Consider the following 25,318-nt stretch of genomic DNA (forward strand, 5'->3'; position numbering starts at 1 on the left):
ATGGACACAGTCGATCTCAAGCTGGCCCAGGACTGCGAGGCGCTGGCCGTCGCCGCGAACGAGGGCGTGGCGTGGCTCAGGAGCGCGTCGGAACAGTCGCCGACGGTGGCACAACAGGCGCCGTCGCTGGTGAGCGAGCTGCAGAAGGTTCGCAACCAGAGCCGCAAGCTGGCGCGCGCCGCGCGTCGCCGCATGTGCGTGGGCGTGTTCGGTCCCAGCCAGGCCGGCAAGTCGTATCTCGTGTCGATCCTGGCGAGCCGCGACGGCCGTCCGCTTCAGGCGCGCTTCGCGGACAAGACCTACGACTTCCTGCGCGAGATCAACCCGCCGGGCAATCGCGAGTCGACCGGCCTGGTCACGCGCTTCGGCCTCGGCCTCAGCGACGGCTCGCCCGAGTTCCCGGTGAGGGTGCGGCTGCTCACGCAGACCGACATCGTGAAGATCCTGGGCAACTCCTTCCTGCTCGACTTCGATCATCAGAAGGCCGAGTTCGTCGGTCCCGACGGCGCGGCGATCCGCAAGCGCCTGTCGGAACTGCGCGCCAAGGCGCAGCCGCAGCCGGTCGGCGATCTCGATTCCGACGACGTGCTCGACCTGATCGAGTATTTCGACACCTTCTTCGCCGGCGTCACCGCCGAGCTGCGGACCGACTACTGGCGCGAGGCGATTGATCTCGCGCCGCGCCTGTCGGGCCCCGACCGCGCCCGGCTGTGGTCGGTGCTGTGGTACGACTTCCAGCCCTTCACCGACCTCTACCTCACGCTTTATGACGGCCTGCAGAAGCTCGGCCATGCGCCCGAAGCGCTGCTCGGCATGGACGCGCTGATCCCGCGCGAGAAGAGCATCGTCGACGTGCTGACGCTCGATCGCCTGGGCACCGATGCCGACGATCCGCTGCTGGTGCGACCGAAGCAGGCCGACGGCCGGTCCTCGCCCGACGCCCGCCTGCCGCGTTCGCTGGTCTGCGCGCTCACCGCCGAGCTGAACGTGGCGATCGACGAGAAGCCGTGGGACTTCTTCGATCATACCGACCTGCTCGATTTCCCGGGTGCGCGGTCGCGGCTGAAGCTCGCCAACCTGGACGACGTCGCCAAGACCAAGGGCGTCGCCGAGGGCGCCAACCCGCTGCGCGAACTGTTGCTGCGCGGCAAGGTCGCCTATCTCTTCCAGCGCTATTCGGCCGAGCGCGAGCTCAGCGCCATCCTGCTGTGCATCCCCGACGGCAATCAGGAGGTCCGCGACCTCTCCGACATGATGACGGCGTGGATCGACCAGACGATCGGCGCCACGCCGGCGGACCGCGCCAAGCAGAAGAACGCGCTGTTCCTCGTGCTGACCAAGATGGACCGCGAGTTCGAGCAGAAGGCCGGCGAGACCGAGGAATCGCGCCGCCTGCGCTGGAGCGCGCGCCTCGGCAACTCCCTGGTCAACAACTTCCGCGGCGAGTGGCCGCTCAACTGGAACGGCAAGCCGTTCGACAACAGCTTCTGGCTGCGCAATCCGACCGTCATCGACGAGCGGCTGATGGACTATGACGGCGGCCGCGAGATCGGCATCGCCGATTCCTTCGCCCAGCGTGCGGGCGAGCTGCGTCGCCATTTCGTCGAGAACGAGGATGTGCGCCGCCACTTCGCCGACCCTGCGCTCGCCTGGGACGAGGCATTCCGTGCCAACGACGGCGGTGTGGCGCACCTGGTGAAGAGTCTGATCCCGGTGTGCGACCCCGCGATCAAACGCGCCCAGGTGCGCGGACAGCTCGAGATCCAGCTGCGCCGGCTGGTCGACCGTCTCGCGGGCTTCCACAGCGCCTCCGACGGCGACGCGCGAGCCAAGAAGCGCGACCTCGTCCGCACGGTGCTGCGCGGCCTGGCGAACGTCATCCAGCAGCAGCTCTTCGGCGAACTCGTCGGCGCCCTTCAGGTCGCCGACACGGCCTTGCGCGAGATCTACTTCCGCATCGCCACGGCACGGCCGTCCGACGAGGGTACGGGCAAGAACGGCAAGAACCCGGCCGCCGCCGCGCAGTCGACCGGCGCCGCGGTCGACATCGGCGCCATCTTTGCCGATGTGTTCGGCGAGGAGCCCGGTCGCGCGCCGCCGCCTTCCGGGGTGATCGAGGATCGCGCGGAGCGCTTCGCCCGCGAGGCCGCCGAATACTGGCTCGAGAACATGCGCCGCGTCGGCGCCGACGAGAAGGCGCTCTCGCATTTCGGCGTCGACCGCCAGCATCTCGGCTGGCTGATCGACGAGCTGATCGTGGGCGCCCATCGTCTCAAGCTGATCGACCAGCTCTCCCACGAAGTGCGCGAGCTGGAGAATGCCGCCAACGCCAAGTGGGAGGAGATCGCCGAGCGCCAGGTGCGCACCGCCTCCTCGGCGCTCAACGGCTATGTGAGCGCTCTGGGCTTCGACAAGCTGCCGCTCGACCAGCGGCCCGGCCTGCCGCCGAACGCGCCGGTGCGCCGCGTGTTCGAGCAGCCGACGATCACGATCGACGGAATCCCGCAGCTCAGCGAGAACCCGGCGCCGATCTATGCCGACTACTGCAAGGACTGGATGAGCGCCTTCCTGCAGCTCGCGATGGACAATGTCGGTTACGAAGGCGGACGCGAGATCACGCCGGAGCAGAACGACCGGCTGGGCGCCATCCTGCGCACCGTGGCGGCGTAGAGCATCTCGATGCCCGTTCGCGCGACCATCACCCCGATGCCGGAACCCGGCCACGCGCTGTTGCGCGTGAGCGAACTCGACGCCGCGCCCGACGGCCTCACCCTCTCGATCCAGCGCCAGCAGGGGCCGGATACGCACCTGGCCGACGATGGCTGGCGGCGCACCGAGACCTGGCTGATGCCCGACGAGGTGAGGCGCAACGGCGAGACCCTGGAATTCCATCTCGGTCCCGAGATCTGCGACCGGCTGGCGGGAATCGCGACCGTCCGGCTGCGCGTGCGCGAGCCCGACATCGGCGTCGTCGGCACGACCGTCGTGGCCTGGCCCACGATGCTGACGTCCGGCGCCGCCGGCGCCTCGGGCGCCTACGACGACACGGTGCGGCTGCGTCGCCGGCAGCCGCCGCCGCCGGAGCCCGAACCGGACCTGCCGCCGCCCCTGGAGGTGGCACCCGAACCGCCGCCGCCACCGCCGCCTCGCCCCGAACTGAGGGCCGCGCGCGACCCGCTGGCCGATCTCCCGAAGCGCTCGAGTGCGACCGGCTGGATGATCGCCGCCGTCGCGATCCTGCTCGCGGTGGGCGGTGGCTATTACTACTGGACCAATCACCTCCATCCGCCGGAGCCCGTCGTCGTCGCCGCAACGCCGCCCACACCGACGCCCCTGCAACCGCCGGCCCCGCAACCTCCCTCGAAGTCGGTGCGCGAGACGGTCGCCGAATATCTCGCGACCAAGCCCACGCCTGAGGCGATGCTGGCCAAGGCGCGGGACTTTGCCAAGGCAGACGACTTTGCATCGGCCTTCCTGGTGTTCCGTCAGGCCGCCGAACAGGGCAACGCCGCCGCCCAGCTCGAGCTTGCATCCTTCTACGACCCGATGAGTCCGGCCAAGGCGGGCTTCCCGCATGACGGCGTGCAGGCGGCGGACTGGTACGAGCGCGCCGCACTGGCCGGTCTTGCAGAAGCCCAGCGCAAGCTCGGCCTCCTGCTGGCCAAGGGTGGTGCGGGGCTTACCGCCGATGCGACAAAGGCCAAGGTCTGGCTGCAACAGGCAGCGGCCCAGAACGATGCCGATGCAAAGAAGGCGCTGGACGGTCTTCCCAAATGAAGTTGAACCTATTGCTGCCGGTGACGGCGGTGTTGCTTGCCGGACCTGCGCACGCGCAAACCGCAGGTAAGCCCGCAAGCCCGCCTCCGCCGAGCAATCTGACCTGCGGCGTGCTGAAGGCCGAGACCTCGAAGACGGGCTCGACCTCGAACTGGACCGTTTCCGGCCCGGCCGGAAAGAACACCGAAACCGGCGTGCTGAAGAGCGGGCCGCGCTTCGACTGTCTCGACGGGGCCGTGCTGACCGTCGAATTCACGTCGACGGCCGGGCACTCCTTCTTCGACGCCTATTTCCCCGACGGCACCAACATCGGCTACGGCCGCCAGCAGATCGACCGCCGCGGATCGCGCTTCGTCCTGCCGATCCAGGCCAAGGCCCGCATCGCCGCGCCCTACCGGGCGGCCTTCGACTATCATTGCAAGCTCAACATGCCGGCCGATCCGATCTCCCCGGCCATGCGCGCGGAGTGCGCTTTCTGAATTCCCCTTGTCAGCAGGCACGCAAATTGCACTTAGTGTGCGTCTGCGTAACTTGGGGAAAAACGATGAAGATCAAGATTGCCGGCGGGCTGACCGCCCTTGTCCTGACGGGCTCCGCCCTGCTGGCCGCTCAACCCGCCCTGGCCCAGGGGGCGATCGACAACAGCTCGCTCGCCTCCCCGGCCTTTCGCGAGCACAAGCGTACTTTCGGGCTGGTCTACACGCTGCCGAAGGACGTGAACGATCTCCTGTCCCTCACGATCGGCGGGCTGCTGCGCGAGAAGCTGCTGAACGCCAACCTCATCGACGAGGCGCTGCGTTTCAACATCCCGCACGTCACGGTGCTGCACATCCACAGCGCCGATCCGACGACGCCGGAGAAGATGCTGAAGGCAGTGCCGAAGCTGCCGCCGGTCCTCAACGTCACGCTCAAGACCTTCTATACGACCGAAGCCGCCAAGGGCGCCGGCCATCCCTGGTGGCTCGACCTCGGCATCGTGAAGGAAGGCGCGAGCTTCGAAGCGATGATGGCCTTCAACACCATCGCCACGACCGCGCTGACGCCGCTGCGCGACGGTCCGCTGCCGCGAGTCACCGGCCCGGTCTATGGCGTGATGGGCGACGCCGCCAAGGAACTGGTGCAGACGGTCGGCGTGAGCGGCCTCAATACCGTCAAGGACGGCAAGGAATTGCGCCCGCACAATCCGCACAACACGCTGGTCTACTCGATGGCGAAGTTCACGCCCGAGATCCAGGCGGCCTTCAACCAGACGGCGGCCGAGTTCAACCAGATCCTGCCCGACGGCATCCCCACCGCATTCAAGACGGTGTCGATCGTGGAGCTGGGCTTCGCCGGCAACGTCCTGCGCGAGATCTATCGCCTGAGCCTGGAAGACGGCTCCGTGATCAACGTCGCGACGGGCGCCAAGGTCGCGAAGTAGTCCCGCCGCGGACGGTCCCGTCTATATGCCGGGGCTATGCCGGCCGCCGTCCGGCCCTCTCGAATTCCTACGGGTCCCTCCGCCATATCGGAGGCGTCCCGGAGGAATTCATATGCTCGACATCCCGTCTTCCGCTCCCGACGACCCGTCGGAAGCTCTCGTCGATCAGATCATGGCGGTCGCACACCTGCCGCCCACGGCGAGCGTCGCCGTCATCGGCCATCACACACTGCCGCTCCTTCTGGCTCTCATGCGGCGCGGCTGCGAATGCGTCCGGAGCCTGCGTCCGGACACGGTCGCACCGGATGGCGAAGCCGCCGACCTCGCCTGGATCGTCGACGTCGCCAGCGAGGACGAACTCTGCGAGGCGCTGCAGGCCGCGCGCCGCCGCACCGGAGCAAGCGGTCGCGTGATCGTCGAAGGCACGGAGTGCGCCTGCCGCACGGGACTTGCCACCGTCCGCGACCGCGCGGCCAGCGCGGGTCTCGACGTGGTTTCGTTCGATCACACGGCGGGCCGGCTCGTCTTCAGACCAACCGGTAGCCGACCCCAGGCTCGGTGAGCACGTGTTGCGGCGAGGCCGGATCGGTCTCGATCTTCTGGCGAAGCTGGCGGATATAGACTCGCAGGTACTGCGGATCGACCGCCTCGTCGCGCCACACTTCGCGCAGCAGGTGACGATGGGTCAGCACCTTGCCGGCATGGATCGCGAGCTGTTCGAGGATGTCGTATTCCTTGGGCGACAGCTTCACCGCCTCGCCGTCCCGCTCGACCAGCCGGCGCACCAGATCGACCTTCAGCGTGCCGCTCGCAAAGCCGCGATCGGCCCCCTGCTGCTGCAGCCGGTGACGCAACGCCGCGCGCAGGCGTGCCATCAACTCCTCCGCGCCGAACGGCTTGGTTACGTAATCGTCGGCGCCGGAATCGAGGGCGGCCACCTTGGCCGACTCGTCGCCGCGGCCCGACAATACGACGATGGGCACCGGCGCCAGCCTGCGGATGTCGGCGATCAGCTCGAGCCCGTCGCGATCGGGCAGGCCGAGATCGAGCAGCACCAGATCCGGCCGGTGATGCCGCATCGCCTGCAGGGCCTCGGCGCCCGTTCCGGCTTCGAGGATGCGGTAGTCGTGCGCCACCAGTGTCGTGCGCAGCAGCCGACGGATCGGCGGCTCGTCCTCGACGATCAGGATGGTGGCGCCGTCAGCCGTCATTTTGAGAAACCGGAAATTCCATCACGAATTCCGCCCCGCCGGGCTCGTTTCGATCATTTCGATTGCGCGCCGTGAGCGTGCCGCCCATGGCTTCGACCAAACCGCGGGCGATGGCAAGCCCCAGTCCCGTGCCGGCACGGCGCCGATCTCCCGACTCGGCACGATAGAACTTCTCGAAGATGCGTTCGAGGTCGGCCTCGGCGATACCCGGCCCCTCGTCGCGCACGATGATCTCGACCCTCGATCCGGCGAGCCTTGCCTCCACCGAGAGATGGCCGCCGGGCGGGGAGTACTTGGCGGCATTGTCGAGCAGGTTGAACAGGGCCTGCTCGGCCAGCACGAAGTCGAGCGGCAAGGAAGGCAGCGCCGGCGGCACGGTGCTGGCGACCTCGTGGCCGGCCAACAGCGGCGCGGCGCGGCGCAGCGCGGTCGAGATCAGGTCGCCCACTTCGACGGCCTCCCGCTTGGGAACGATGGCGCCAGCATCGAGGCGCGTCATGTCGAGCAGATTGCCGACGAACCGGTCGAGCCGCTCGGCCTCGCCTTGCGCCGTCGCCAGCAGCTCCTCGCGCGCTGCCGCATCGTAACGCTGCCCGAAGCTGCGCAGGCTCGACAGGGATCCGATGATCGAAGCCAGCGGTGTGCGCAGATCGTGCGAGACCGAGGTGAGCATCGCCGAGCGCAGCCGCTCGCGCTCGGCTCCCAGCCGCGCCTGGTCGATGTCCCCGGCCAGCGTCACGCGCTCGATCGCGACGGCCGCCTGGTTGCCGACAGCCTCGAGCAGGCGGCGTTCGCCGGATGAGAGTTCGTGGCCCTCCTTGTTCGGCAGCACGCCGATCACGGCAATCGCCGAACGGCTGGTGCGGATGGGCACGAACAGCCAGCGCCCGCCCGGCAAGGTGTCGGTGCCGCGGCCCGCCGGCCGGTCGGCATCCCAGGACCAACGCGCCGCCGCGAGATCGGCGTCGCTCAGCGCCCCGTCGGGGGGGAAGGCGGCGCGGGTGGTGAGCTGGCCCTCCTCCGGCATCAGCACCACGATCTCGGCCTGCAGCAGGCGAGCGAGGTGCGAAACCACGATCCAGAGGAGATCGTACAGTTCGACGACACCCGCGATCTTGCGGCTGAAGGCGTAGAGCCCGGCGGTGGTGCGCGCTTCGCGGCGCGCCGACTCCGTCTGCGTGCGCGTCCGGGCCGCCAGCGCGCTCGCGATCACCGCCACGACGACGAACAGGAAGAGCGCCATCACGTTCGCCGGGTCGGCGATCGTGAACTGGTAGAGCGGCGGCAGGAAGAAGAAGTTGAAACAGGCCACGCTCAGCGCCGACACCCAGAGCGACGGCACCAACCCGTGGCGTGCGGCGGAAAACAGCACCGGCAGCACGTAGACCAGCGAGATGTTGGGCAGCACGATCAGGCGATCGATCAGCACGCCGGCGACGGTCGCCACGGCGGTCGCCAGGCTGCCCTCGAGATAGGGTCCTGGGGTCAGCGGCACGTCGCGCAGCCAATCGCGCGGGCCGGCCTTCTGCTCACCATCGGCCGAGGGCGCCACCTCGACGGCAAGGCCCGACCCCGAGCGTATCAGCTCGTCGACCACCGAGCCGTGGCGCAACTCGAACCAGCGCGAGCGTCGCGACTTGCCGACCACCACGCGCGTGGCATTGCGCGAGCGCGCGAAGGCCACGATCTCCTCGACGACCGACCGGCCGGGCAAGGTGACGATCTCGGCCCCCAGCCGGGCCGCCAGACGCTGGGCCTCGGCGAGGCGCGCATGTTCGGCTTCCGAGAGCGTGGCGTGACGGTCGGTCTCGACATAGAGCGCGATCAACTCGGCATCCAGCGCATCGGCGCTACGCTTCGCCGCCCGCACGGCGTTGGCAGCCCCCGGCCCCGGATCGAGGCAGACGATCACCCGCTCGCCCGCCGCCCAGGGGCCGGCGATGGCATGTTCGCGCATGTAGCTGCGCATCTGCTCGTCGACGCGCAACGCGGTGCGACGCAGCGCCAGTTCGCGCAGCGCCGTCAGGTTGCCGGGCGAGAAATAGTGGCGCAGCGCGCGCTGCGCCTGATCGCGGACATAGACCTTGCCCTCGGCCAGGCGCGCGATCAGGTCGGCCGGCGTCAGGTCGATCAGCTCGACCTCGTCGGCGGCATCGACGACATGGTCCGGCACCGTCTCGCGCACGCGGATGCGCGTGATGCGGGCCACCACGTCGTTCAGGCTCTCGATATGCTGGACGTTCAGGGTCGAATAGACATCGATGCCGGCCGCCAGCAGCTCCTCGACGTCGAGGTAGCGCTTGGGGTGCCGGCTGCCTTCGGCATTGGTGTGGGCGAGCTCGTCGACCAGGACCAGGGCCGGCCGTCGCTTCAGGATGGCGTCGAGATCCATCTCCCCGATGGTGCGGCCGCGATAGTCGACGGAGCGGCGCGGCAGGATCTCGAGCCCCTTGAGCTGCGCCTCGGTCTCCGCCCGGCCATGCGTCTCGACGACGCCGACCACCACGTCGCAACCCTCGCGCAGGCGGCGATGGGCAGCCGACAGCATCTCCCAGGTCTTGCCGACGCCGGGGGCGGCGCCGAGGAAGATCTTGTGCTTGCCGCGCGACTCCTTCTCCGCCGCCTTCAGGAGCGCGTCGGGCGAGGGCCGCAGATCGTCAACGGCGTTGGCCATGCAGCCGAATCAATGTCACCGCTTGGGCAGCGCGTCGAGGGCGAGGTTGAGCTGCAGCACGTTGACCCGCGGCTCCCCCAGCAGCCCGTACATGCGGCCCTCGGTCTGCTGCGCCACCAGCGCCTGCACCTGGGCTTCCGGCAGGCCCCGCGCCTTGGCGACGCGCGCCACCTGCCAGGCGGCCGCCTCGGGCGAGAGGTGCGGATCGAGGCCGCTGCCCGAAGTGGTGACCAGATCCACCGGCACGCCCTTGCCGAGTTTGTCGGCGTCTTCCTTGACGCGCTCGATCAGCGCCTTGGAGGTCGGGCCGAGGTTCGAGCCGGCCGAGTTGGCCGCGTTGTAGGGCGCCGCAACGGTCTTGGTCGAATCGGCGGGATCGGTATCGGTCGTCGCCGAGGGTCGGCCGTGGAAATAGGTCTCGCCGGTGAAGGACTGGCCGATCAGGTTCGAGCCCACGATCTTGCCGTCCTTCTGGACGAGCGAGCCGCCGGCCTGGCCCGGAAAGGCCGCACCGGCAACACCCACCATGGCGAGCGGATAGGCGATGCCCAGCAGGACGGTCATGAGGACCAGCATGACGAGCGAAGCACGGAAATGACGAAGCATGTTCTTCTCCTGGCCCATCCTTCGAGACGGCCGCTTCGCGGCCTCCTCAGGATGAGGTTTTCTCTGACACTACAAACCACCTCACCCTGAGGAGCGGTCCGAAGGACCGCGTCTCGAAGGGTGGGCAAATGCATCTGACAAGCTCGCCTCAGGCGAGGCCGGTGGCCGCGACCACGACGTCGATCAGCTTGATGCCGACGAAGGGGACGACCAGGCCGCCGATGCCATAGATCAGCAGATTGCGCCGCAGCAGTGCGGCGGCGCCGCTCGGGCGGTACTGCACGCCGCGCAGCGCCAGCGGGATCAGCGCCACGATGATCAGCGCATTGAAGATGATCGCCGAGAGAATGGCGCTCTGCGGCGTCGCCAGTCCCATGACGTTCAACACGCCGAGCTGCGGGTAGAAGGCGATGAACATCGCCGGGATGATGGCGAAGTACTTCGCCACGTCGTTGGCGATCGAGAAGGTGGTGAGCGCGCCGCGCGTCATCAGCAGCTGCTTGCCGATGGCCACGATCTCGATGAGCTTGGTCGGGTCGCTGTCGAGGTCGACCATGTTGCCGGCCTCGCGCGCGGCGTTGGTGCCGGTCTGCATGGCGACGCCGACATCGGCCTGGGCGAGCGCCGGCGCATCGTTGGTGCCGTCGCCGCACATCGCCACCAGCTTGCCCTTGGCCTGCTCCTCGCGGATCAGGCGCAGCTTGGCCTCGGGCGTGGCCTGCGCGAGGAAATCGTCGACGCCGGCTTCGGCTGCGATCGCGGCCGCCGTCTGCGGATTGTCGCCGGTGATCATCACGGTGCGGATGCCCATGGCGCGCAACTCGGCGAAGCGCTCGCGGATGCCGCCCTTCACGATGTCCTTCAGGTAGACGACGCCCAGGATGCGGCCGTTGCGCGACACGCCGAGCGGCGTGCCGCCCTCCTTGGCGATGGTCGTGGCGATTCGGTTCACCTCCTCGACCGGCGGCGTGATGCCGAGCGAGCGCGCATGCTCGATCACGGAATCGACGGCGCCCTTGCGGATGACCGCGCCTTCATGGTCGACGCCGCTCATGCGGGTCTGCGCCGTGAAGGGCACGAACTGGCCGTGCAGCTCGGCCACGTCGACGCCGCGCAGACCGTATTTCTCCTTGGCCAGCACGACGATCGAGCGGCCTTCCGGGGTCTCGTCGGCCAGGCTGGCCAGCTGCGCCACCCGCGCCACCTCGTCCTCGGTGACGCCGGTCACCGGGATGAACTGCGTGGCGTGGCGGTTGCCGAGCGTGATGGTGCCGGTCTTGTCGAGCAGCAGCGTGTCGACGTCGCCCGCCGCCTCGACGGCACGGCCGGAGGTCGCCAGCACGTTGAAGCGCACCAGCCGGTTCATGCCGGCGATGCCGATGGCCGACAGCAAGGCGCCGATGGTCGTCGGGATCAAGGTGACGAACAGCGCGATCAGCACGACGACGGAGACCGCGCCGCCGGCATAGGTGGCGAAGCTCGGGATGGTCACGACCGCCAGCACGAAGATCAACGTGAGACCGGCCAGCAGGACGCTGAGCGCCAGCTCGTTGGGAGTCTTCTGGCGCGCGGCGCCTTCGACCAGGGCGATCATGCGATCGAGGAAGCTCGATCCCTCTTCCGCGGTAATGCGGACCTTGATCCGGTCGGACAGAACGCGCGTGCCGCCGGTGACGGCCGAGCGGTCGCCGCCGGCTTCGCGAATTACCGGCGCGGACTCGCCGGTGATGGCCGATTCGTCGATCGTCGCCACGCCTTCGATGATCTCGCCGTCGCCCGGCACCAGGTCGCCGGCTTCGACCAGCACCTTCTCACCGACCTTCAAGGTATGCGCGCGCCGCGGCTCGAACGTGTCGCCGACGCCCAGCAGCACCTTGGCCATGGTCTCGCTGCGCATGCGGCGCAGCGTGTCGGCCTGCGCCTTGCCGCGGCCTTCCGCGACCGCCTCGGCGAAGGTGGCGAACAGGACGGTGATCCACAGCCAGACCACGATCTGGATCTGGAAGCCGCTCCCGGCCACGCCGGTCGCGACGTCGCGCACGGTGAGGACGGTGGCGGCCAGCGCCACCATTTCGACGGTGAACATCACCGGGTTCTTCACCAGCTCTCGCGGGTCGAGCTTGGCGAAGCTGTCCAGCAGGGCCGGTTTCAGGATCGCGGGGTCGAGGAGCGACTGCGACTTGTCACGTTTACTCATGATGACGCCTCGTTAGAACAGCGAGCCGGCCAGCAGAGCGAAATGCTCTGCGATGGGGCCAAGGGCCAGGGCCGGCAGGAAGGTAAGACCGCCCACGATCAGCACGGCGCCGACCAGCAGGCCGACGAACAGACCGCCATGGGTCGGGAAGGTACCGGCCGAGATCGCGGCCTTGCGCTTGGACGCGAGCGACCCCGCGACCGCGAGCATCGGAATGATGATGGCGAAGCGGCCGACCATCATCGCGACGGCGAGCGTGCCGTTGTAGAAGACGGTGTTGGCGGTCAGGCCGCCGAAGGCGCTGCCGTTGTTCGCCGCCGCCGACGTATAGGCATAGAAGATCTCGCTGAAGCCGTGCGGGCCCGCATTGGCCGGACCGGCCAGGCCGGCCGGCACGACGGCGGCCAGCGCCGTGAAGCCCAGCACCGCCAGCGGGACGCAGAGGATGGCCAGCATGGTGAACTTCACCTCGCGCGCCTCGATCTTCTTGCCGACATACTCGGGCGTGCGGCCGACCATCAGGCCGGCCAGGAAGATCGCCAGGATGGCGAACAGCAGCATGCCGTAGAGGCCCGCGCCGACGCCGCCGATGATGATCTCGCCCAGCAGCATGTTGATCAGCGGGATCATGCCGCCCAGCGGCATGAAACTGTCGATCATGGCGTTCACCGCGCCGCACGAGGCGGCGGTGGTGATCACCGTGAACAGGGCCGACAGGGACACGCCGAAGCGCACCTCCTTGCCTTCCATGTTGCCGGCGGCATTGTCGACACCGAGCGCCCCGATCAGCGGATTGCCGCCGGCCTCGGCCCAGTAGCAGACGACCACGCCGGCCAGGAACAGCACGCTCATGGCGGCCAGGATCGCCCAGCCCTGGCGCTCGTCGCCGACGGCACGGCCGAACAGGTTGGTGAGCGCCGCACCGATCACGAAGATCGACAGCATCTGCACCAGGTTCGAGAGCGCCGTCGGATTCTCATAGGGATGCGCGGAGTTGGCGTTGAAGAAACCGCCGCCATTGGTGCCCAGCATCTTGATGGCAAGCTGCGAGGCCACCGGCCCCTGCGCGATGGTCTGCTTGGCGCCCTCGAGCGTGGTCGCCTCGACATAGGACGACAGGTTCTGCGGCACGCCCTGCCAGACATAGAAGACCGTCAGCAGCAGGCAGAAGGGCAGCAGCACGTAGAGCGTGGCGCGCACCATGTCGGCCCAGAAGTTGCCGATGCCCTTGGACTCGGCGCGCGCGAAGCCACGCACCAGGGCCACGGCCAGCGCGATGCCGGTGGCGGCGCTCAGGAAGTTCTGCACCGAGAGGCCCGCCATCTGCGAGAGATAGCTCATCGTCGTCTCGCCGCCGTAGCTCTGCCAGTTGGTGTTGGTCAGGAAGCTCACGGCCGTGTTGCCCGCGAGGTCGGGCGGCACGGCGGACATGCCCTGCGGATTGAGCGGCAGCAGGTCCTGCAGGCGCAGCAGCAGGTAAAGGAAGGCGAAGCCCACGATATGGAAGACCACCATGGCGCGGGCATAGACCCACCAGCTCTGTTCCTCCGCCGGATCAATACCGGCCAGACGATAGAAGCCGCGCTCGACCGGCCGCAGCACCGGCGACAGCAGGGTACGCCGCCCCGCCATGACATTGTCGAGATAGCCGCCAAGTGGCCGCGTGAGCAGCAGCACGAGGCCGCAGAAGAGCGCGATCTGCGCCCAGCCGTTGAGAGTCATGACCGCCTCAGAACTTCTCCGGCCGCGCCAGCGCGACCGTCAGATAGACGAGCAAAAGGGCGGCAAGGCCGCCGCCGAGCAGGTAATCGAACGTCATGATCGCCTCACAGCCTGTGGCACAGGCGTTCGTAGGCGATCAGGAGGCAGAACAGGACGAGTCCGCCGCCGAAGAACAGGATGTCGAGCATGGAAGTCTCCTTCGGCAGCATAGAAGGCATTCCAGGCATAGGATTTCGAGCCGGCGGGCGCGCCGCTCGCATAGGAAATTCATAGGAATTTGCGGCGCGTGACGCCCGGGTCCCTGAACAGCTTCATGAAGAGGCCCCTCCGCCGCCGGCAGTCGCTTCGGTCTTTATGGGAATCCTATGGGTTTCCCTTGCCACTCTTCTGGATTTCCTAGGCCTGGAAGGCGTTCTGTGCGGCCGACATCAGGGGAGACAAAAGATGATCGGCAGAAGCTTGATCTCGATGATTGCGATGTTCGTGTCGAGCGCTTCATACGCGCAGAGCACGACAGATCCGCAGGGCGTGACGGTCACGCAGGATCGACAAACGGCTCAGGGCACGCCCGATGCGGCAGCCACGCCGGCGGCGCCCGAGAAGGAGACCTGGAAGGCTCCGTTCGGCGGCAACTTCACCGCCGGCTTCGCCGTCCTCAACGACTACTCCTATCGCGGCATCTCGCAGACCCAGCGCCAGATCGCCGTCCAGGCGTCGCTCGGCTACGAGACCCCCACCGTCAGCGAAAAGGTCCCGCTCAGCGCCTATGTCGGCGGCTGGGGCTCCAACGTGAACTTCCCCGGCACCGGCACCACCGCCGAGATCGACCTGGTCACGGGTCTCAGGCTCAAGCTCATGGACGACAAGCTCACCTTCGACCTGGGCTACATCCGCTACAACTACCTCAGCGCCCCCTCGAGCCTGTTCTACGACTTCAACGAGTTCGGCCTCGTCGCCGGCTACGACTTCGGTGTCGCCCAGCTCAGCGCCGCCGTCCGCTACAGCCCCAACTTCTTCGCCAACTCCGGCAACGCCTGGTACAAGTGGGCCTCGCTCACCGTTCCCATGCCGTTCCTCCACGTCAACGACAACGTGGCCTTCAAGGCCTTCGGCACCATCGGCAACCAGTATGTCGAGCGCTTCGCCAACTACGGCATCCCCAACGACAACTACTGGGACTGGCAGCTCGGCCTCGTCCTCTCCGTCTACGGCTTCGACCTCTCCGCCGTCTACACCGGCACCAACCTCAGCGTTCAGGACTGCCTCGGCACCCAGAACTGCGCCAGCCGCGTCATCCTCGGCATCGCAAAGTCGTTCTAGCGCCGGACGAACCGACGGCCCTAGTGCCGGAACCGCAAGCTGACCGCCAGCATGCGCAGCGACAGCAGCCCGAGGCTGAGGCCCAGCATGCCGAAGAGCAGGCTGGGCTCCGCCAGGGTCGTGCCGCGATAGGGAAAGACCTGGCCGCCGATCAGCATGAACAGCCAGATCACAGCCCAGCTCGCCATCTCGAAGAGCGAGGCGGCGCCGGGCACGTAGTTCGCCGGCTTGGCGTAGGGCGCAAAGCGCACCCTCCAGAAGAGGTAGACGGACATCGCCACGAACCAGAGGAAGCTCAGGAACTGGACGGCCGTCAGCAGGGTCGCGGGCTTGGCGAGACGGCACCAGAAGGCCGGCAGGCCCGCGGCACACAGACCGTCGAGCGACTTCTCGGTGAAGCCGACCGCCCCCTCCGCCAGCGCCGTATTCGCCAGGACGACATAGGCGAGCACCATCACCGGTATGGGGGACAGGACCAGAATCCACTCCCACACCAGAATCGGCGTCATCTTCGATTTGACTTGTGCCATGGCGGGCGCCGCCGGCTAGAGCAGCATGCGGCTGTGCAGGTCGAACATGATCCAGAAGCTGCCGCCCACCATGATGAACAGCAGGATGCAGGTGAAGACCAGCGCCAGGATGTTCTCGCGCGGCGTCGTGGTGAAGTTGATGTGCAGGAAGAAGCGCAGATGGACCAGCACCTGCAGCACCGCGGCGATGCCGATGACGAGCAGCGTGCGCTGCGGCGGCAGAGCGTGCGTGTAGACCAGCCAGAACGGAACGGCGCTCAGGACGACCGCCAGCACGAAGCCGATCAGGTAGGAGCGCAGCCCGTGCGAGGTTTCCGGACGTTCCATCACAGCAATCCCGGCAGGTAGACGATGGAGAAGATGCCGACCCAGGCGATGTCGAGGAAGTGCCAGAAGAGGCCGAGCCGATGCAGTCGCGAGGCGACCTGCATCGAGAGCCCCTTGAGCGCGACCTGGGCACCCAGGACCACGATCCAGATCAGGCCCATGGTGACGTGGACGCCGTGCGTGCCCACCAGCGTGAAGAAGGCCGAGAGGAAGCCGCTGCGGTCGGGACCGGCGCCCCTGGCGATCATGCCGGCGAACTCGCGCACCTCCAGAAACACGAAGCCCGCGCCCAGCACGAAGGTGATCGCCAGCCATGCCAGCACGGCGCCGCGATTGCCGGCCTTCACCTGGAGGCTGGCGAAGCCGAAGGTCATGCTGGAGATCAGCAGCAGGGCGGTCTCGATGGCGGCGTTGTCCAGCTCGAACAACTGCTTGCCCGTGGGACCGCCGGCGGTGCCGGGGATCATGATGGCGTAGGTCGCGAACAGCAGGGCGAAGATCACGGCATCGCCCATCAGGTAGAGCCAGAAGCCCAGCGCCCGCTGCTCGTGAACCTCGATCTCTTCCCGCTCGTGCTCAGTCATGGGGGCGACGCTCATGGCCGGCTCCCCATGGCCCGAAAGCGCTCGTCCTCGATGGCCTTCACCTCGGCCGCCGACATGGTGAACTCCTGATCGTCGTTGGAGGAGCGCACGATCACGGCGGCGAACATGACGAGGCCGGACGCCAGGACCAGCCACCAGATGTGCCAGACCATGGCGAAGCCCAGGACGAAGCCGAAGGCGCCCAGGATCACGCCGATCGGCGTATTCGAGGGAATGCGGATCGCGTCGTAGGCGGCCGGCCGCTGGTAGGCGGTGCCCTTCTCCTTCATCTCGAGGAAGGCCTCGCGGTCACTCACCGTCGGGAGCACCGCGAAATTGTACGGCGGCGGCGGCGAGGACGTGGACCATTCCAGGGTGCGGCCGTTGAACGGATCGCCGGTCAGGTCGCGCGTCTTGTTGCGGTCGCGGATCGAGACGTAGAGCTGCATCACCATGCAGCCGATGCCGCACAGGACGATCACGGCGCCCGACATGGCGACCAGCAGGTAGGGCTGCCAGGTCGGGTCGTTGTAGGTCTCCATGCGGCGCGGCATGCCCTTCAGGCCGAGCAGGTAGAGCGGCATGAAGGCGAGATAGAAGCCGATGATCCAGCACCAGAAGGCGCCGAGGCCCCAGCCGCGGTGGAAGGCGAAGCCGAAGACCTTGGGGAACCAGTACATGTAGCCGGCGAGGTAGCCGAACAGCACGCCCGGGATGATCATGTTGTGGAAGTGCGCGACCAGGAAGGTCGTGTTGTGCATCAGGAAGTCGGCCGGCGGGATGGCCAGCAGCACGCCGGTCATGCCGCCGATCACGAAGGTCACCATGAAGCCGATGCTCCACATCATCGACGGGTGGAAGTCGATGCGGCCGCGATACATGGTCAGCAGCCAGTTGAACACCTTCACGCCGGTCGGCACGGCGATGATCATCGTCATGACGCCGAAGAAGGCGTTGACGCCGGCGCTGGAGCCCATGGTGAAGAAATGGTGCAGCCAGACGGTGAAGGACAGGACGCCGATCGCCGCCGTCGCATAGACCAGCGATTCGTAGCCGAACAGGCGCTTGCGCGAGAAGGTCGACACCACCTCGGAGAAGATGCCGAAGGCCGGCAGGATCAGGATGTAGACTTCCGGATGGCCCCAGATCCAGAACAGGTTGACGTAGTTCATCATGTTGCCGCCATGCGCATTCGTGAAGAAGTGCATGCCGGCGAGGCGGTCGAGGGCGAGCAGGCCGCTGGCCACGGTGATGGCCGGGAAGGCGAAGGCCATCAGCACCGAGGCGACCAGCGCCGTCCAGACGAAGGGCGTCATGCGCATCAGGGTCATGCCCGGCGCGCGGCGCTTCAGGATCGTCACGATGAAGTTGATGCCCGACATGGTCGAGCCGACGCCGCTGATCAGGATGGCCCAGATCCAGTAGTCGACGCCGACGCCGGGATTGTACTCGATGCCCGAATAGGGCGGATAACCGGTCCAGCCCGCGGTCGAGAACTTGCCGATCACCAGCGAAACCATGACCAGTGCAGCACCGGCCGCGCTGAGCCACAGGCTGACGGCGTTGAGCCACGGGAAGGCCACGTCCCGCGTGCCGATCTGCAGCGGCACGATGATGTTGATCAGCCCCGTCATGAACGGCATCGCCATGAAGAAGATCATGATGGTGCCGTGCGAGCTGAAGATCTGGTCGAAATGCTCGGGCGGCAGGTAGCCGCCGCCGTTCAGCGCCATCGCCTGCTGGGTGCGCATCATGATGGCGTCGACGAAACCGCGCAGCAGCATGATCAGCGCCAGCACGACGTACATGACGCCGATGCGCTTGTGGTCGACGCTGGTCAGCCAGTCGGTCCACAGATACTTCCAGGCCTTGAGCCAGGTCAGCACGATGGCCACCAGCAGCGCGCCGCCCACGGTGACGAGGGCGCCGCCCGCGGCGATGGGGCTGTAGAACGGCAGGGCCTCGATCGTCAGTTTGCCGAACATCCGCTATCTCCGGACCGGCGCGGAGTGCGCGTGGCCGCTGTGCCTGTATTTGTCGATGATCGAATCGAACAGCTTGGGCTCGATCGCCGAATAGTAGGTGATGGGGTTGGCACGGCTCTTGGCGGCCAGCGCCGGGTAGGTCGTGTCGTCCAGCCGCGTGCCGCCCTGCTTGGCGCGCGCCACCCAGGCGTCGAAATCGGCCTGGCTCATCGCCTGGACCTCGAAATGCTGGTCCGAGTAACCGCCGCCACTGTACTGGCTGTTGCGGCCGACGAAGGTGCCGGGCTGATCGGCCAGCATCTGCAGCCGCGTCTGCATGCCGGCCATGGCGTAGATCTGGCCGGCGAGCTGCGGCACGTAGAAGGAATTCATCACCGTGTCGGAGGTGATGCGCAGGCTGACCGGCCGGCCCGCCGGGAAGGCGAGCTGGTTCACCACGGCGATCCCCTGCTCGGGATAGATGAACAGCCACTTCCAGTCCTGGGCCACGACCTGGATGTCGATCGGCGGCTCCTTGGATTCGAGCGGGCGGTAGGGATCGAGCCGATGGGTGCTGCGCCATAGCAGGACGGCCACGGCAATCACGATGACGGCGGGGATCAGCCAGGTGAGCGCGTCGATCCTGACCGAGTTGGCCCAGGTGGGCGTGTAGACCGCCTTGGTGTTGGAGGCGCGATACCTCCAGGCGAACCACAGGGTCAGCACGATGATCGGAACGATCACGAGCATCATCACGCAGAAGGCGTCGAAGAGGAGATTCCGCTCGGCGAGCGCGACCGGCCCCTTCGGGTCGAGCACGGCTGCTTGCTTAAGGTCGCAGGCGGCCGTCAACAGGGCCAAGGTGGCCGCCGACGCCGCTCCCCGCCATCGAGTTACAGCCAGCCTCACGCTCTCCCGCCCCGATTTTTCATCTCAAAGGCAGATTGAGGCCAGCTCCTGTGATGAGCAACCGTTCTTTTGTTACGTTCTGGTCTTCAAATCATGTCTTCTGCCCGGCCGGCGCGGGCGTCGCGGCCGGGGGCGCCTTGCCCGCGGGGTCCTTGGCCGTGCAGACATCGGCGCGCAGACGGTCCTTCAGGGTCGCGATCTGGTCTTCGATCTGCTTGTTCGCGAGCTTCTGCTTCTCGATCTGCTCCTCGAGCGCCTTGACCTGCGCCGCATCGGGGCCGGCCGGTGCGGGGGGCGCCGGCGGCGCGGGCAATTGGACCGCTACGTTCACGATCGGACGGTAGAACAGGTACCAGCCCAGTCCCAGCCCCGCCGCGAGCAGGAAGAACCCGCCCAGCAGCCCGCCCATGATCCAGGGCCAGCGCGGCGTGGATTGCGCGGGGGTCGAACGCTCGGGAGGCGGAAGGTCGGCCATGTACCAGTGAGGCTCCGGTTGAGGGGTGCAGTCAATACCCGCCGCGCGGCGGAATTTGGGCGCCGCGCTGACCGCGCGGAGGCTCCTGCATCGCCCTCTTGCGCGATCCGGTCCGGCGTATAAGTGTATATGCACATAATGGCACCCTCTCGACCGGCCCTACGGCCGCGTCTAGGGTCGCCGCCACGAACCAAGGAGACATCCCATGACCGCGTGCATCGTTGGCTGGTCCCACGGCAAATTCGGCAAGCTCGACGGCGAGACCAGCGAGTCGCTGATCGTCAAGGCGGCCTCCGAGGCGATCGCCCATGCCGGCATCGAGCCGAAGGACGTCGACGTGATCTACGTCGGCAACATGAACGGCGGCTTCGTGCGACAGGAGTTCCACTCCTCCCTGGCGCTGCAGGCCCATCCCGACCTGCGCTTCAAGCCTTCGACCCGCGTGGAAAATGCCTGCGCCACCGGCTCGGCCGCGATCCATATGGGTCTGAACACGCTGGCGGCCGGCAAGGCGCGCTTCGTGCTGGTGGTCGGCGTCGAGAAGATGACCGAACTCAATTCCACGCAGGCCGGCGAAGTGCTGATCAAGGCTTCCTATGTAGCCGAGGAAGCGACCATCGAGGCGGGCTTTGCCGGTATCTTCGGCAAGATCACCTCGGCCTACTTCCAGCGCTACGGCGACAAGTCCGACGCGCTCGCCAAGATCGCGGTCAAGGCCCACAAGAACGGAGCCAAGAACCCTTATGCGCACTTCCAGAAGGAGTTCGCCTACGAGTTCTGCCGCACGCCGTCGGACAAGAACCCGTTCGTTGCCGGCCCGCTGAAGCGCACCGATTGCTCGCCCGTCACCGACGGCGCGGCGGCGGTGATCCTGACCGACGTCGGCACGGCGCTCGGCATGAAGCAGGCGATCGCCTTCCGCGCCGCCGAGCACGTCAACGACTTCCTGCCGATGAGCCGCCGCGACATCATCAAGTTCGAGGGGCCCCAGCTCGCCTGGCAGCGGGCGCTCAAGTCCGCCCATCTCGACCTGCTCGACCTCTCCTTCGTCGAGAGCCACGACTGCTTCACCTCGGCCGAGCTGATCGAATACGAGGCGATGGGGCTGACGGCGCCGGGCGAAGGCGAGCGCGCCATCCACGAAGGCTGGGTCGAGCGCGACGGCAAGCTGCCGGTCAACGTCTCGGGCGGCCTCAAGGCCAAGGGCCATCCGGTCGGCGCCACCGGCGTCAGCATGCACGTGATGTCGGCGATGCAGCTCTCGGGCACCGCGCCGGAAGGGCTGCAACTGCCGAAGACCAAACTCGGCGGCGTGTTCAACATGGGCGGCGCCGCCGTCGCTAACTATGTGAGCATCCTCGAGCCGCTGCGCTAGAGAGCGTGCGCGCCGTCGGCCATCGCGAGAGCGACGCCATCCTGGGCGCCATGCGCCAGGTGGCGCTGGCCGGCGGGCGGGCGCTCAGCTACGCCGACACGGCCAGCATCCTGGCGGCCGGCCACTATCTGCTGCGCCGCCGCGATCTCGTCGACCTCGGCACCCTGCCGCCGGTCGAACCGGCCGACCTCGTCGCGACGCTGAAGGATCGCGCGCTGGCGGAAGAGGCGGTGAAGTATCTCGCCATCATGGCGATGGTCGACGGCACGCTCGAACGCGGCAAGCTCCGGCGCGTGCTCGAATATTCCCGCGCCCTCGACATCGAGGCCGACTATCTCACCGACCTCGTCGAGGCGGCCTCGGGTCATCTCGCCTGGGCCGCCGCCGACATGTGGCGCAAGAACTTCGACAGCGTCCTCAGCCGTTCGTCCGAAGGCCTAGATCCGAACCTGTGGATCCGGCCCTATGCCGGCGCCAACGCCGATCCCGCCCTGCTCGCGCGCTACGAGGCGCTGGGCCGGCTGCCGCAGAACAGTTTCGGCAAAGCGCTTTGGGATTTCGACAAGACGAACGGCTACCCGTTCCCCGGCGATCCGGCGGCGCTCAACGCCGCCTTCGGCACGGCGCACGATTCGACGCATGTGATCTCGGGCTACGACACCAGCGCGCGCGGCGAGCTGCTCGTCTCGACCTTCACCGCCGGCATGCACCCGATCAATCCGATGAGCGGCCACATCCTGCCGGTGATCTTCTTCTTTCACTTCGGCGAGCAGCTGAACGACGTGGGCCATGCCGGCAAGGGCGGCCTCGATCCCGACGAATTCTGGCATGCCTGGGCGCGCGGCGCCGAGATGACGACCGACCTGTTCGATCCGAAATGGAGTGTCTGGGACTGGGTCGAGCACGACCTCGACGAGCTGCGCCGCCACTGGAACGTGACGCCAGCGGGGAACAGGCGCTAAACTTTGCGCTGCGAGTTCACCCGCACCACCTCAACCTGAGAGTCTGGCCGGAAGTGAATGCAGCTAAAACAAGAGGCTATGAATAGCCCCAATGACCTCACCCTGAGGAGCATCGCGCAGCGATGTGTCTCGAAGGGTGGGCACACGCACCACGTTTGTTGCCCATCCTTCGAGACGGTCGCTGCGCGACCTCCTCAGATTCTATGTGGCGACGAGAGGTCGAGAGGTAGGTTTGGAGTTGCGAGAACCGAACCTACGGAGAAGTTATGACGTCTTCACATCCCATAGACACCCCCGCCGCCGGCGAGAAGGATGCCACGTTGTACGTGGCGTTTGAACTGAGCAAGTCGAAGTGGCTGATCGGTATGGTGATGTCCGGCGAGAGCAAGATGAGCCGCCACCAAGTGGCTGGCGGCGATACGGCGGCGGTGTGGCAGCTGATCTCGAAGAAGCGCGCCCATGCGGAGAAGCATGGCCGGCCGGTGCGTGTGGTGAGCTGCTACGAGGCCGGCTATGACGGCTTCTGGTTCGATCGTTGGCTGGCCGGGCAGGGCGTCGCCAATCGGGTGCTCGATCCGTCGAGCATCGAGATGCCGCGGCGCGCGCGGCAGGCCAAGACGGACCGTCTGGACCTCGAGCGTCTGATGCGGGTGCTGATCCGCCACGAGGGTGGCGAGCCGAAGGTCTGCAGCGTGGTTCATCCGCCGACCCCCGAGCAGGAAGACGCCCGTCGGGTGTCGCGCGAGCGGGACCGGCTGATCGGCGAGCGCACCGCCCATGTCAACCGCATCAAGGGTCTGTTGCATGGCCAGGGGATCCGCGACGTGCATCCGCGCCGCAAAGGCTTCCTCGAGCAGCTTGCCCAGCTTCGGACCGGCGACGGCCGCGCCGTGCCGGCCAACCTGGCGGCCGAGATCCAGCGCGAGCACGCCCGTCTGGTGCAGGTCGGCGAGCAGATTGCCGAAGTCGAGAGCCAGATGACGGCGGAGCGTGCCGCCGCGGCGCCGGACAGTCGGGCCAGCCAGGTCAACCAGCTGATCAGCCTGAAGAGCGTCGGGCCGGTCGGCGGCGAGACGCTGGTCAACGAGGTATTCTGGCGCGACTTCCAGAACCGGCGCCAGGTCGGAGGCTATTTTGGCCTGGCCGGGACGCCGTTCGACAGCGGCCAGAGCTCGCGCGAGCAGGGCATCAGCAAGGCCGGCAACGCCCGCGCCCGGACCTTGGCCATCGAGCTTTCATGGCTATGGCTGCGCTACCAGCCCGCCAGCACCTTGAGCCTGTGGTTCACGAGCCGCGTCGGCGATCAAAAAGGCCGTGTCAGACGCATCGCCATTGTGGCCCTGGCGCGCAAGCTGATGGTGGCGCTGTGGCGCTTCCTCACCCAGGGCCTGGTGCCCGAGGGCGCCAGGCTGCGAGCTGCCGCACCGGCCGGCCGCTGAACGGCGGCGGCCCGGTGTGTTGCGCAGGAAGCTGATGATGACCGTCCTCATCCATGGACCATGCGGTACCGCTGTCTCAGAAGGGTCTCATCGTTTCCTGGGCAAGACCTCGACCGTGCATGAGGGATTTGGGTGCGGGGCGCAGCGACGCCCGACCGGATATAAGGTGATGCCGTCGACACAACGTGCATTGGCCAGACGCCCAGACTTCCAACGCAACGCGCCGAAGGCCGCCCCTCCACGCACCCCTTCCAGCGCCGCGCTCGCGCGCGGCACTCTCAAGCTTCCATCCCCGAGACGGTCCGATGATTGAGGGACAAAAAATCCAACCCGCCCCTTGACCGTTCAGCGCTCATATAAGGATGAGGTAAGTGCTTGAATCGATTCAATTCATTTCCGGCCAGACTCTGAGGAGCACGCCGTAGGCGTGCGTCTCGAAGGATGGGCAACAGGCGCAGTGCTCGTGCCCATGCTTCGAGATGGCTGCTGCGCAGCCTCCTCAGCATGAGGTTGGTGCTGATTGTCGCTTCCTAGACCACCGGGCTTGCGCCGCCGTCGACGTTGATGGCGACGCCGGTGATGAAGGAGCCGGCATCGGAGCAGAGGAAGCAGGCCATGCGGGCGAATTCCTCGGCCTTGCCCATGCGGCCGAGCGGGATGCGGCCCTTGGCCATGCCGGCCAGGAACTCCTCGTAGGTCTTGCCCTCGCCGGCCGGCCCCTTGTGACGGCGCGCCCACTGGTCGCTTTCGATCAGGCCCACCAGCATCGCGTTGACGAGGATATTGTCCTTGGCCAGCTCCTGACTCATCGCCTTGGTGAGCGCCAGGCCCGCGGCGCGGCTGACGCTGGTCGGCGTCGAGTTGGCGGTTGGCGCCTTGGCGCCGATGTTCAGCACGTTGACGATGCGGCCCCACTTGCGCTCGCGCATGCCGGGGATCGCCGCGCGGCTGAGACGGATGGCGGCGAACAGCTTGAGGTCTAGGTCGCCCTGCCAGTCCTCGTCGGTCACCGTCTCGAACGACTTGGCGTGGCTGATGCCGGCATTGTTCACGACGATGTCGACCTTGCCGAATTCGGCCTCGATCTTCTTGAAGGTGTCGGCGATGGGCCCGGCCTTCGCGACGTCGCAGGAATAGGCCTCGATCTTGATGTTGGCCTTGCCGGCCGCCTTCTGCACCTCGGCCTTGGCGGCGGTCAGCGCGTCCTGCTTGCGCGCCAGCAGCGCGACCGACGCGCCCGACGCGGCGAATTCCTTGGCCATGGCGAGGCCCAGGCCGGTGCTCGCGCCGGTGATCACCGCCACGCGGCCATCCATACGTACGTCCATCTTGTCCTCCCGAATGCTCAGAAATCGGGCGACACCATATCCATCGATCAGCGGGGCAGCGAGTCCGGCGCGTATTGCCGGGCGAACTCGGCGCTGGGCGGAATCGGCTTGATGACGTCGATGGCGATGCCGTTGGGATCCTCGGTGACGAAGTGCCGCTGGCCGAAAGGCTCGTCGCGCAGCGGCAGATGGATCTTGAGCCCCTCTGCCTGCGCCCTTGCGTAGAGCGCATCGACATCGTCCACCTCGACGTTCACAAGCACACCCGACGCCTTCTTGCGGAACGGCGGAGGAATCGTCTCGTGGCGATAGTCGAGGATCGCGAGGTTCGCCTTGTCGGGGACCGTGCCGGTCAGATGGACGTACCAGTCGGCCTCGAAGGCGCGGCGAAAGCCGAAATGCTTCTCCCAGAAGGCGGCGGTGCCGGCGACGTCGTCGGTGCAGAGCACGGTGTAGAACTCCCTGAGCTGCATTGCCCTCTCCTCTGTGGCCATTTAC

General features: G+C 67.1%; 23 protein-coding genes. 9 read left to right on the forward strand and 14 right to left on the reverse strand.

The window, feature by feature from the left end:
- The 5 genes from ACP15H_RS21845 to ACP15H_RS21865 all read left to right on the forward strand — a co-directional run bounded on the left by ACP15H_RS21845 (window position 1) and on the right by ACP15H_RS21865 (window position 5,759).
- A complete protein-coding gene (locus ACP15H_RS21845) occupies window positions 1-2,670 on the forward strand; it encodes a virulence factor SrfC family protein (protein WP_425068241.1) in 2,670 nt (889 codons plus the stop codon).
- A gap of 9 nt (window positions 2,671-2,679) precedes the next feature.
- Window positions 2,680-3,777 (forward strand): tetratricopeptide repeat protein, encoded by a 1,098-nt coding sequence (locus tag ACP15H_RS21850; protein ID WP_425068242.1) that lies wholly within the window; start codon window positions 2,680-2,682, stop codon window positions 3,775-3,777.
- Window positions 3,774-4,256, forward strand: coding sequence for a hypothetical protein (locus tag ACP15H_RS21855; protein ID WP_425068243.1), 483 nt, complete (start codon window positions 3,774-3,776; stop codon window positions 4,254-4,256). The genes ACP15H_RS21850 and ACP15H_RS21855 overlap by 4 nt, the downstream gene beginning before the upstream one ends.
- Before the next feature lie 65 nt (window positions 4,257-4,321).
- Window positions 4,322-5,197, forward strand: a complete 876-nt coding sequence (locus ACP15H_RS21860) for a hypothetical protein (RefSeq protein WP_425068244.1) — start codon at window positions 4,322-4,324, stop codon at window positions 5,195-5,197.
- Window positions 5,198-5,309: 112 nt separating this feature from the next.
- Window positions 5,310-5,759 carry a hypothetical protein gene (locus tag ACP15H_RS21865; protein WP_425068245.1) on the forward strand — a complete coding sequence of 150 codons (450 nt, stop codon included), beginning with the start codon at window positions 5,310-5,312 and terminating at the stop codon, window positions 5,757-5,759.
- Here ACP15H_RS21865 and ACP15H_RS21870 read toward each other — a convergent pair.
- The 6 genes from ACP15H_RS21870 to ACP15H_RS21895 all read right to left on the reverse strand — a co-directional run bounded on the left by ACP15H_RS21870 (window position 5,725) and on the right by ACP15H_RS21895 (window position 13,704).
- Window positions 5,725-6,408 (reverse strand): response regulator, encoded by a 684-nt coding sequence (locus tag ACP15H_RS21870; protein WP_425068246.1) that lies wholly within the window; start codon window positions 6,406-6,408, stop codon window positions 5,725-5,727. The two genes, ACP15H_RS21865 and ACP15H_RS21870, sit on opposite strands and share 35 nt — an antisense overlap.
- Entirely contained in the window at window positions 6,398-9,082 is a 2,685-nt protein-coding gene (locus tag ACP15H_RS21875) for an ATP-binding protein (protein ID WP_425068247.1), read from the reverse strand. Before ACP15H_RS21875 ends, ACP15H_RS21870 begins: the two co-directional genes overlap by 11 nt.
- Window positions 9,083-9,097: 15 nt before the next feature.
- A complete protein-coding gene (gene kdpC / locus ACP15H_RS21880; protein WP_425068248.1) occupies window positions 9,098-9,688 on the reverse strand; it encodes a potassium-transporting ATPase subunit KdpC in 591 nt (196 codons plus the stop codon).
- A gap of 148 nt (window positions 9,689-9,836) precedes the next feature.
- Window positions 9,837-11,885, reverse strand: a complete 2,049-nt coding sequence (gene kdpB, locus ACP15H_RS21885; RefSeq protein WP_425068249.1) for a potassium-transporting ATPase subunit KdpB — start codon at window positions 11,883-11,885, stop codon at window positions 9,837-9,839.
- A gap of 12 nt (window positions 11,886-11,897) precedes the next feature.
- Window positions 11,898-13,607, reverse strand: coding sequence for a potassium-transporting ATPase subunit KdpA (gene kdpA, locus ACP15H_RS21890; RefSeq protein ID WP_425068250.1), 1,710 nt, complete (start codon window positions 13,605-13,607; stop codon window positions 11,898-11,900).
- A 7-nt stretch (window positions 13,608-13,614) separates the two neighbouring features.
- Entirely contained in the window at window positions 13,615-13,704 is a 90-nt protein-coding gene (locus tag ACP15H_RS21895) for a potassium-transporting ATPase subunit F (RefSeq protein WP_425068251.1), read from the reverse strand.
- Between the two features lie 347 nt (window positions 13,705-14,051).
- Here ACP15H_RS21895 and ACP15H_RS21900 point away from each other — a divergent pair, with 347 nt between their 5' ends.
- Window positions 14,052-14,927 carry a TorF family putative porin gene (locus tag ACP15H_RS21900; protein ID WP_425068252.1) on the forward strand — a complete coding sequence of 292 codons (876 nt, stop codon included), beginning with the start codon at window positions 14,052-14,054 and terminating at the stop codon, window positions 14,925-14,927.
- A 20-nt stretch (window positions 14,928-14,947) separates the two neighbouring features.
- On the opposite strand, the gene ACP15H_RS21905 is transcribed toward ACP15H_RS21900, so the two are convergent.
- The 6 genes from ACP15H_RS21905 to ACP15H_RS21930 form a co-directional block, all read right to left on the reverse strand.
- Window positions 14,948-15,457, reverse strand: coding sequence for a hypothetical protein (locus ACP15H_RS21905; protein WP_425068253.1), 510 nt, complete (start codon window positions 15,455-15,457; stop codon window positions 14,948-14,950).
- Between the two features lie 15 nt (window positions 15,458-15,472).
- Entirely contained in the window at window positions 15,473-15,784 is a 312-nt protein-coding gene (gene cyoD, locus ACP15H_RS21910; RefSeq protein ID WP_425068254.1) for a cytochrome o ubiquinol oxidase subunit IV, read from the reverse strand.
- On the reverse strand, window positions 15,784-16,383 hold the full coding sequence (gene cyoC, locus ACP15H_RS21915; RefSeq protein WP_425068255.1) for a cytochrome o ubiquinol oxidase subunit III: 600 nt from the start codon (window positions 16,381-16,383) through the stop codon (window positions 15,784-15,786). Before cyoC ends, cyoD begins: the two co-directional genes overlap by 1 nt.
- On the reverse strand, window positions 16,380-18,353 hold the full coding sequence (cyoB, locus tag ACP15H_RS21920; RefSeq protein ID WP_425068256.1) for a cytochrome o ubiquinol oxidase subunit I: 1,974 nt from the start codon (window positions 18,351-18,353) through the stop codon (window positions 16,380-16,382). The genes cyoC and cyoB overlap by 4 nt, the downstream gene beginning before the upstream one ends.
- Before the next feature lie 3 nt (window positions 18,354-18,356).
- Window positions 18,357-19,241: a ubiquinol oxidase subunit II gene (cyoA, locus tag ACP15H_RS21925; RefSeq protein ID WP_425068257.1), complete on the reverse strand. Its 885-nt coding sequence runs from the start codon at window positions 19,239-19,241 to the stop codon at window positions 18,357-18,359.
- A gap of 91 nt (window positions 19,242-19,332) precedes the next feature.
- Window positions 19,333-19,716, reverse strand: coding sequence for a hypothetical protein (locus tag ACP15H_RS21930; RefSeq protein ID WP_425068258.1), 384 nt, complete (start codon window positions 19,714-19,716; stop codon window positions 19,333-19,335).
- 205 nt (window positions 19,717-19,921) lie between these two features.
- On the opposite strand from ACP15H_RS21930, the gene ACP15H_RS21935 reads away from it, so the two are divergent.
- The 3 genes from ACP15H_RS21935 (at window position 19,922) to ACP15H_RS21945 (ending at window position 23,492) form a co-directional block, all read left to right on the forward strand.
- On the forward strand, window positions 19,922-21,091 hold the full coding sequence (locus tag ACP15H_RS21935) for an acetyl-CoA acetyltransferase (protein ID WP_425068259.1): 1,170 nt from the start codon (window positions 19,922-19,924) through the stop codon (window positions 21,089-21,091).
- A 5-nt stretch (window positions 21,092-21,096) separates the two neighbouring features.
- On the forward strand, window positions 21,097-22,053 hold the full coding sequence (locus ACP15H_RS21940) for a hypothetical protein (protein WP_425068260.1): 957 nt from the start codon (window positions 21,097-21,099) through the stop codon (window positions 22,051-22,053).
- Between the two features lie 266 nt (window positions 22,054-22,319).
- Window positions 22,320-23,492 (forward strand): IS110 family transposase, encoded by a 1,173-nt coding sequence (locus ACP15H_RS21945; RefSeq protein WP_425064641.1) that lies wholly within the window; start codon window positions 22,320-22,322, stop codon window positions 23,490-23,492.
- Window positions 23,493-24,022: 530 nt separating this feature from the next.
- On the opposite strand, the gene ACP15H_RS21950 is transcribed toward ACP15H_RS21945, so the two are convergent.
- Together ACP15H_RS21950 and ACP15H_RS21955 are read right to left on the reverse strand one after the other, a co-directional pair.
- On the reverse strand, window positions 24,023-24,820 hold the full coding sequence (locus ACP15H_RS21950) for an SDR family NAD(P)-dependent oxidoreductase (protein WP_425068261.1): 798 nt from the start codon (window positions 24,818-24,820) through the stop codon (window positions 24,023-24,025).
- Window positions 24,821-24,867: 47 nt separating this feature from the next.
- The gene (locus tag ACP15H_RS21955) at window positions 24,868-25,293 is read right to left on the reverse strand and encodes a VOC family protein (protein WP_425068262.1); all 426 of its coding nucleotides are present in this window, start codon (window positions 25,291-25,293) and stop codon (window positions 24,868-24,870) included.
- Window positions 25,294-25,318 lie beyond the last annotated feature (25 nt).

Source organism: Reyranella sp. (assembly GCF_965249915.1).
Taxonomy (GTDB): Bacteria; Pseudomonadota; Alphaproteobacteria; order Reyranellales; family Reyranellaceae; genus Reyranella.

What these genes read in the sequence shown, in the direction of transcription:
- ACP15H_RS21845 (WP_425068241.1), top strand. Translation starts at nt 1, where the DNA reads ATGGACACAGTCGATCTCAAGCTGGCCCAGGACTGCGAGGCGCTGGCC.
- ACP15H_RS21850 (WP_425068242.1), top strand. Translation starts at nt 2,680, where the DNA reads ATGCCCGTTCGCGCGACCATCACCCCGATGCCGGAACCCGGCCACGCG.
- ACP15H_RS21855 (WP_425068243.1), top strand. Translation starts at nt 3,774, where the DNA reads ATGAAGTTGAACCTATTGCTGCCGGTGACGGCGGTGTTGCTTGCCGGA.
- ACP15H_RS21860 (WP_425068244.1), top strand. Translation starts at nt 4,322, where the DNA reads ATGAAGATCAAGATTGCCGGCGGGCTGACCGCCCTTGTCCTGACGGGC.
- ACP15H_RS21865 (WP_425068245.1), top strand. Translation starts at nt 5,310, where the DNA reads ATGCTCGACATCCCGTCTTCCGCTCCCGACGACCCGTCGGAAGCTCTC.
- ACP15H_RS21870 (WP_425068246.1), bottom strand. Translation starts at nt 6,408, where the DNA reads ATGACGGCTGACGGCGCCACCATCCTGATCGTCGAGGACGAGCCGCCG.
- ACP15H_RS21875 (WP_425068247.1), bottom strand. Translation starts at nt 9,082, where the DNA reads ATGGCCAACGCCGTTGACGATCTGCGGCCCTCGCCCGACGCGCTCCTG.
- kdpC (WP_425068248.1), bottom strand. Translation starts at nt 9,688, where the DNA reads ATGCTTCGTCATTTCCGTGCTTCGCTCGTCATGCTGGTCCTCATGACC.
- kdpB (WP_425068249.1), bottom strand. Translation starts at nt 11,885, where the DNA reads ATGAGTAAACGTGACAAGTCGCAGTCGCTCCTCGACCCCGCGATCCTG.
- kdpA (WP_425068250.1), bottom strand. Translation starts at nt 13,607, where the DNA reads ATGACTCTCAACGGCTGGGCGCAGATCGCGCTCTTCTGCGGCCTCGTG.
- ACP15H_RS21895 (WP_425068251.1), bottom strand. Translation starts at nt 13,704, where the DNA reads ATGACGTTCGATTACCTGCTCGGCGGCGGCCTTGCCGCCCTTTTGCTC.
- ACP15H_RS21900 (WP_425068252.1), top strand. Translation starts at nt 14,052, where the DNA reads ATGATCGGCAGAAGCTTGATCTCGATGATTGCGATGTTCGTGTCGAGC.
- ACP15H_RS21905 (WP_425068253.1), bottom strand. Translation starts at nt 15,457, where the DNA reads ATGGCACAAGTCAAATCGAAGATGACGCCGATTCTGGTGTGGGAGTGG.
- cyoD (WP_425068254.1), bottom strand. Translation starts at nt 15,784, where the DNA reads ATGGAACGTCCGGAAACCTCGCACGGGCTGCGCTCCTACCTGATCGGC.
- cyoC (WP_425068255.1), bottom strand. Translation starts at nt 16,383, where the DNA reads ATGAGCGTCGCCCCCATGACTGAGCACGAGCGGGAAGAGATCGAGGTT.
- cyoB (WP_425068256.1), bottom strand. Translation starts at nt 18,353, where the DNA reads ATGTTCGGCAAACTGACGATCGAGGCCCTGCCGTTCTACAGCCCCATC.
- ACP15H_RS21930 (WP_425068258.1), bottom strand. Translation starts at nt 19,716, where the DNA reads ATGGCCGACCTTCCGCCTCCCGAGCGTTCGACCCCCGCGCAATCCACG.
- ACP15H_RS21935 (WP_425068259.1), top strand. Translation starts at nt 19,922, where the DNA reads ATGACCGCGTGCATCGTTGGCTGGTCCCACGGCAAATTCGGCAAGCTC.
- ACP15H_RS21945 (WP_425064641.1), top strand. Translation starts at nt 22,320, where the DNA reads ATGACGTCTTCACATCCCATAGACACCCCCGCCGCCGGCGAGAAGGAT.
- ACP15H_RS21950 (WP_425068261.1), bottom strand. Translation starts at nt 24,820, where the DNA reads ATGGACGTACGTATGGATGGCCGCGTGGCGGTGATCACCGGCGCGAGC.
- ACP15H_RS21955 (WP_425068262.1), bottom strand. Translation starts at nt 25,293, where the DNA reads ATGCAGCTCAGGGAGTTCTACACCGTGCTCTGCACCGACGACGTCGCC.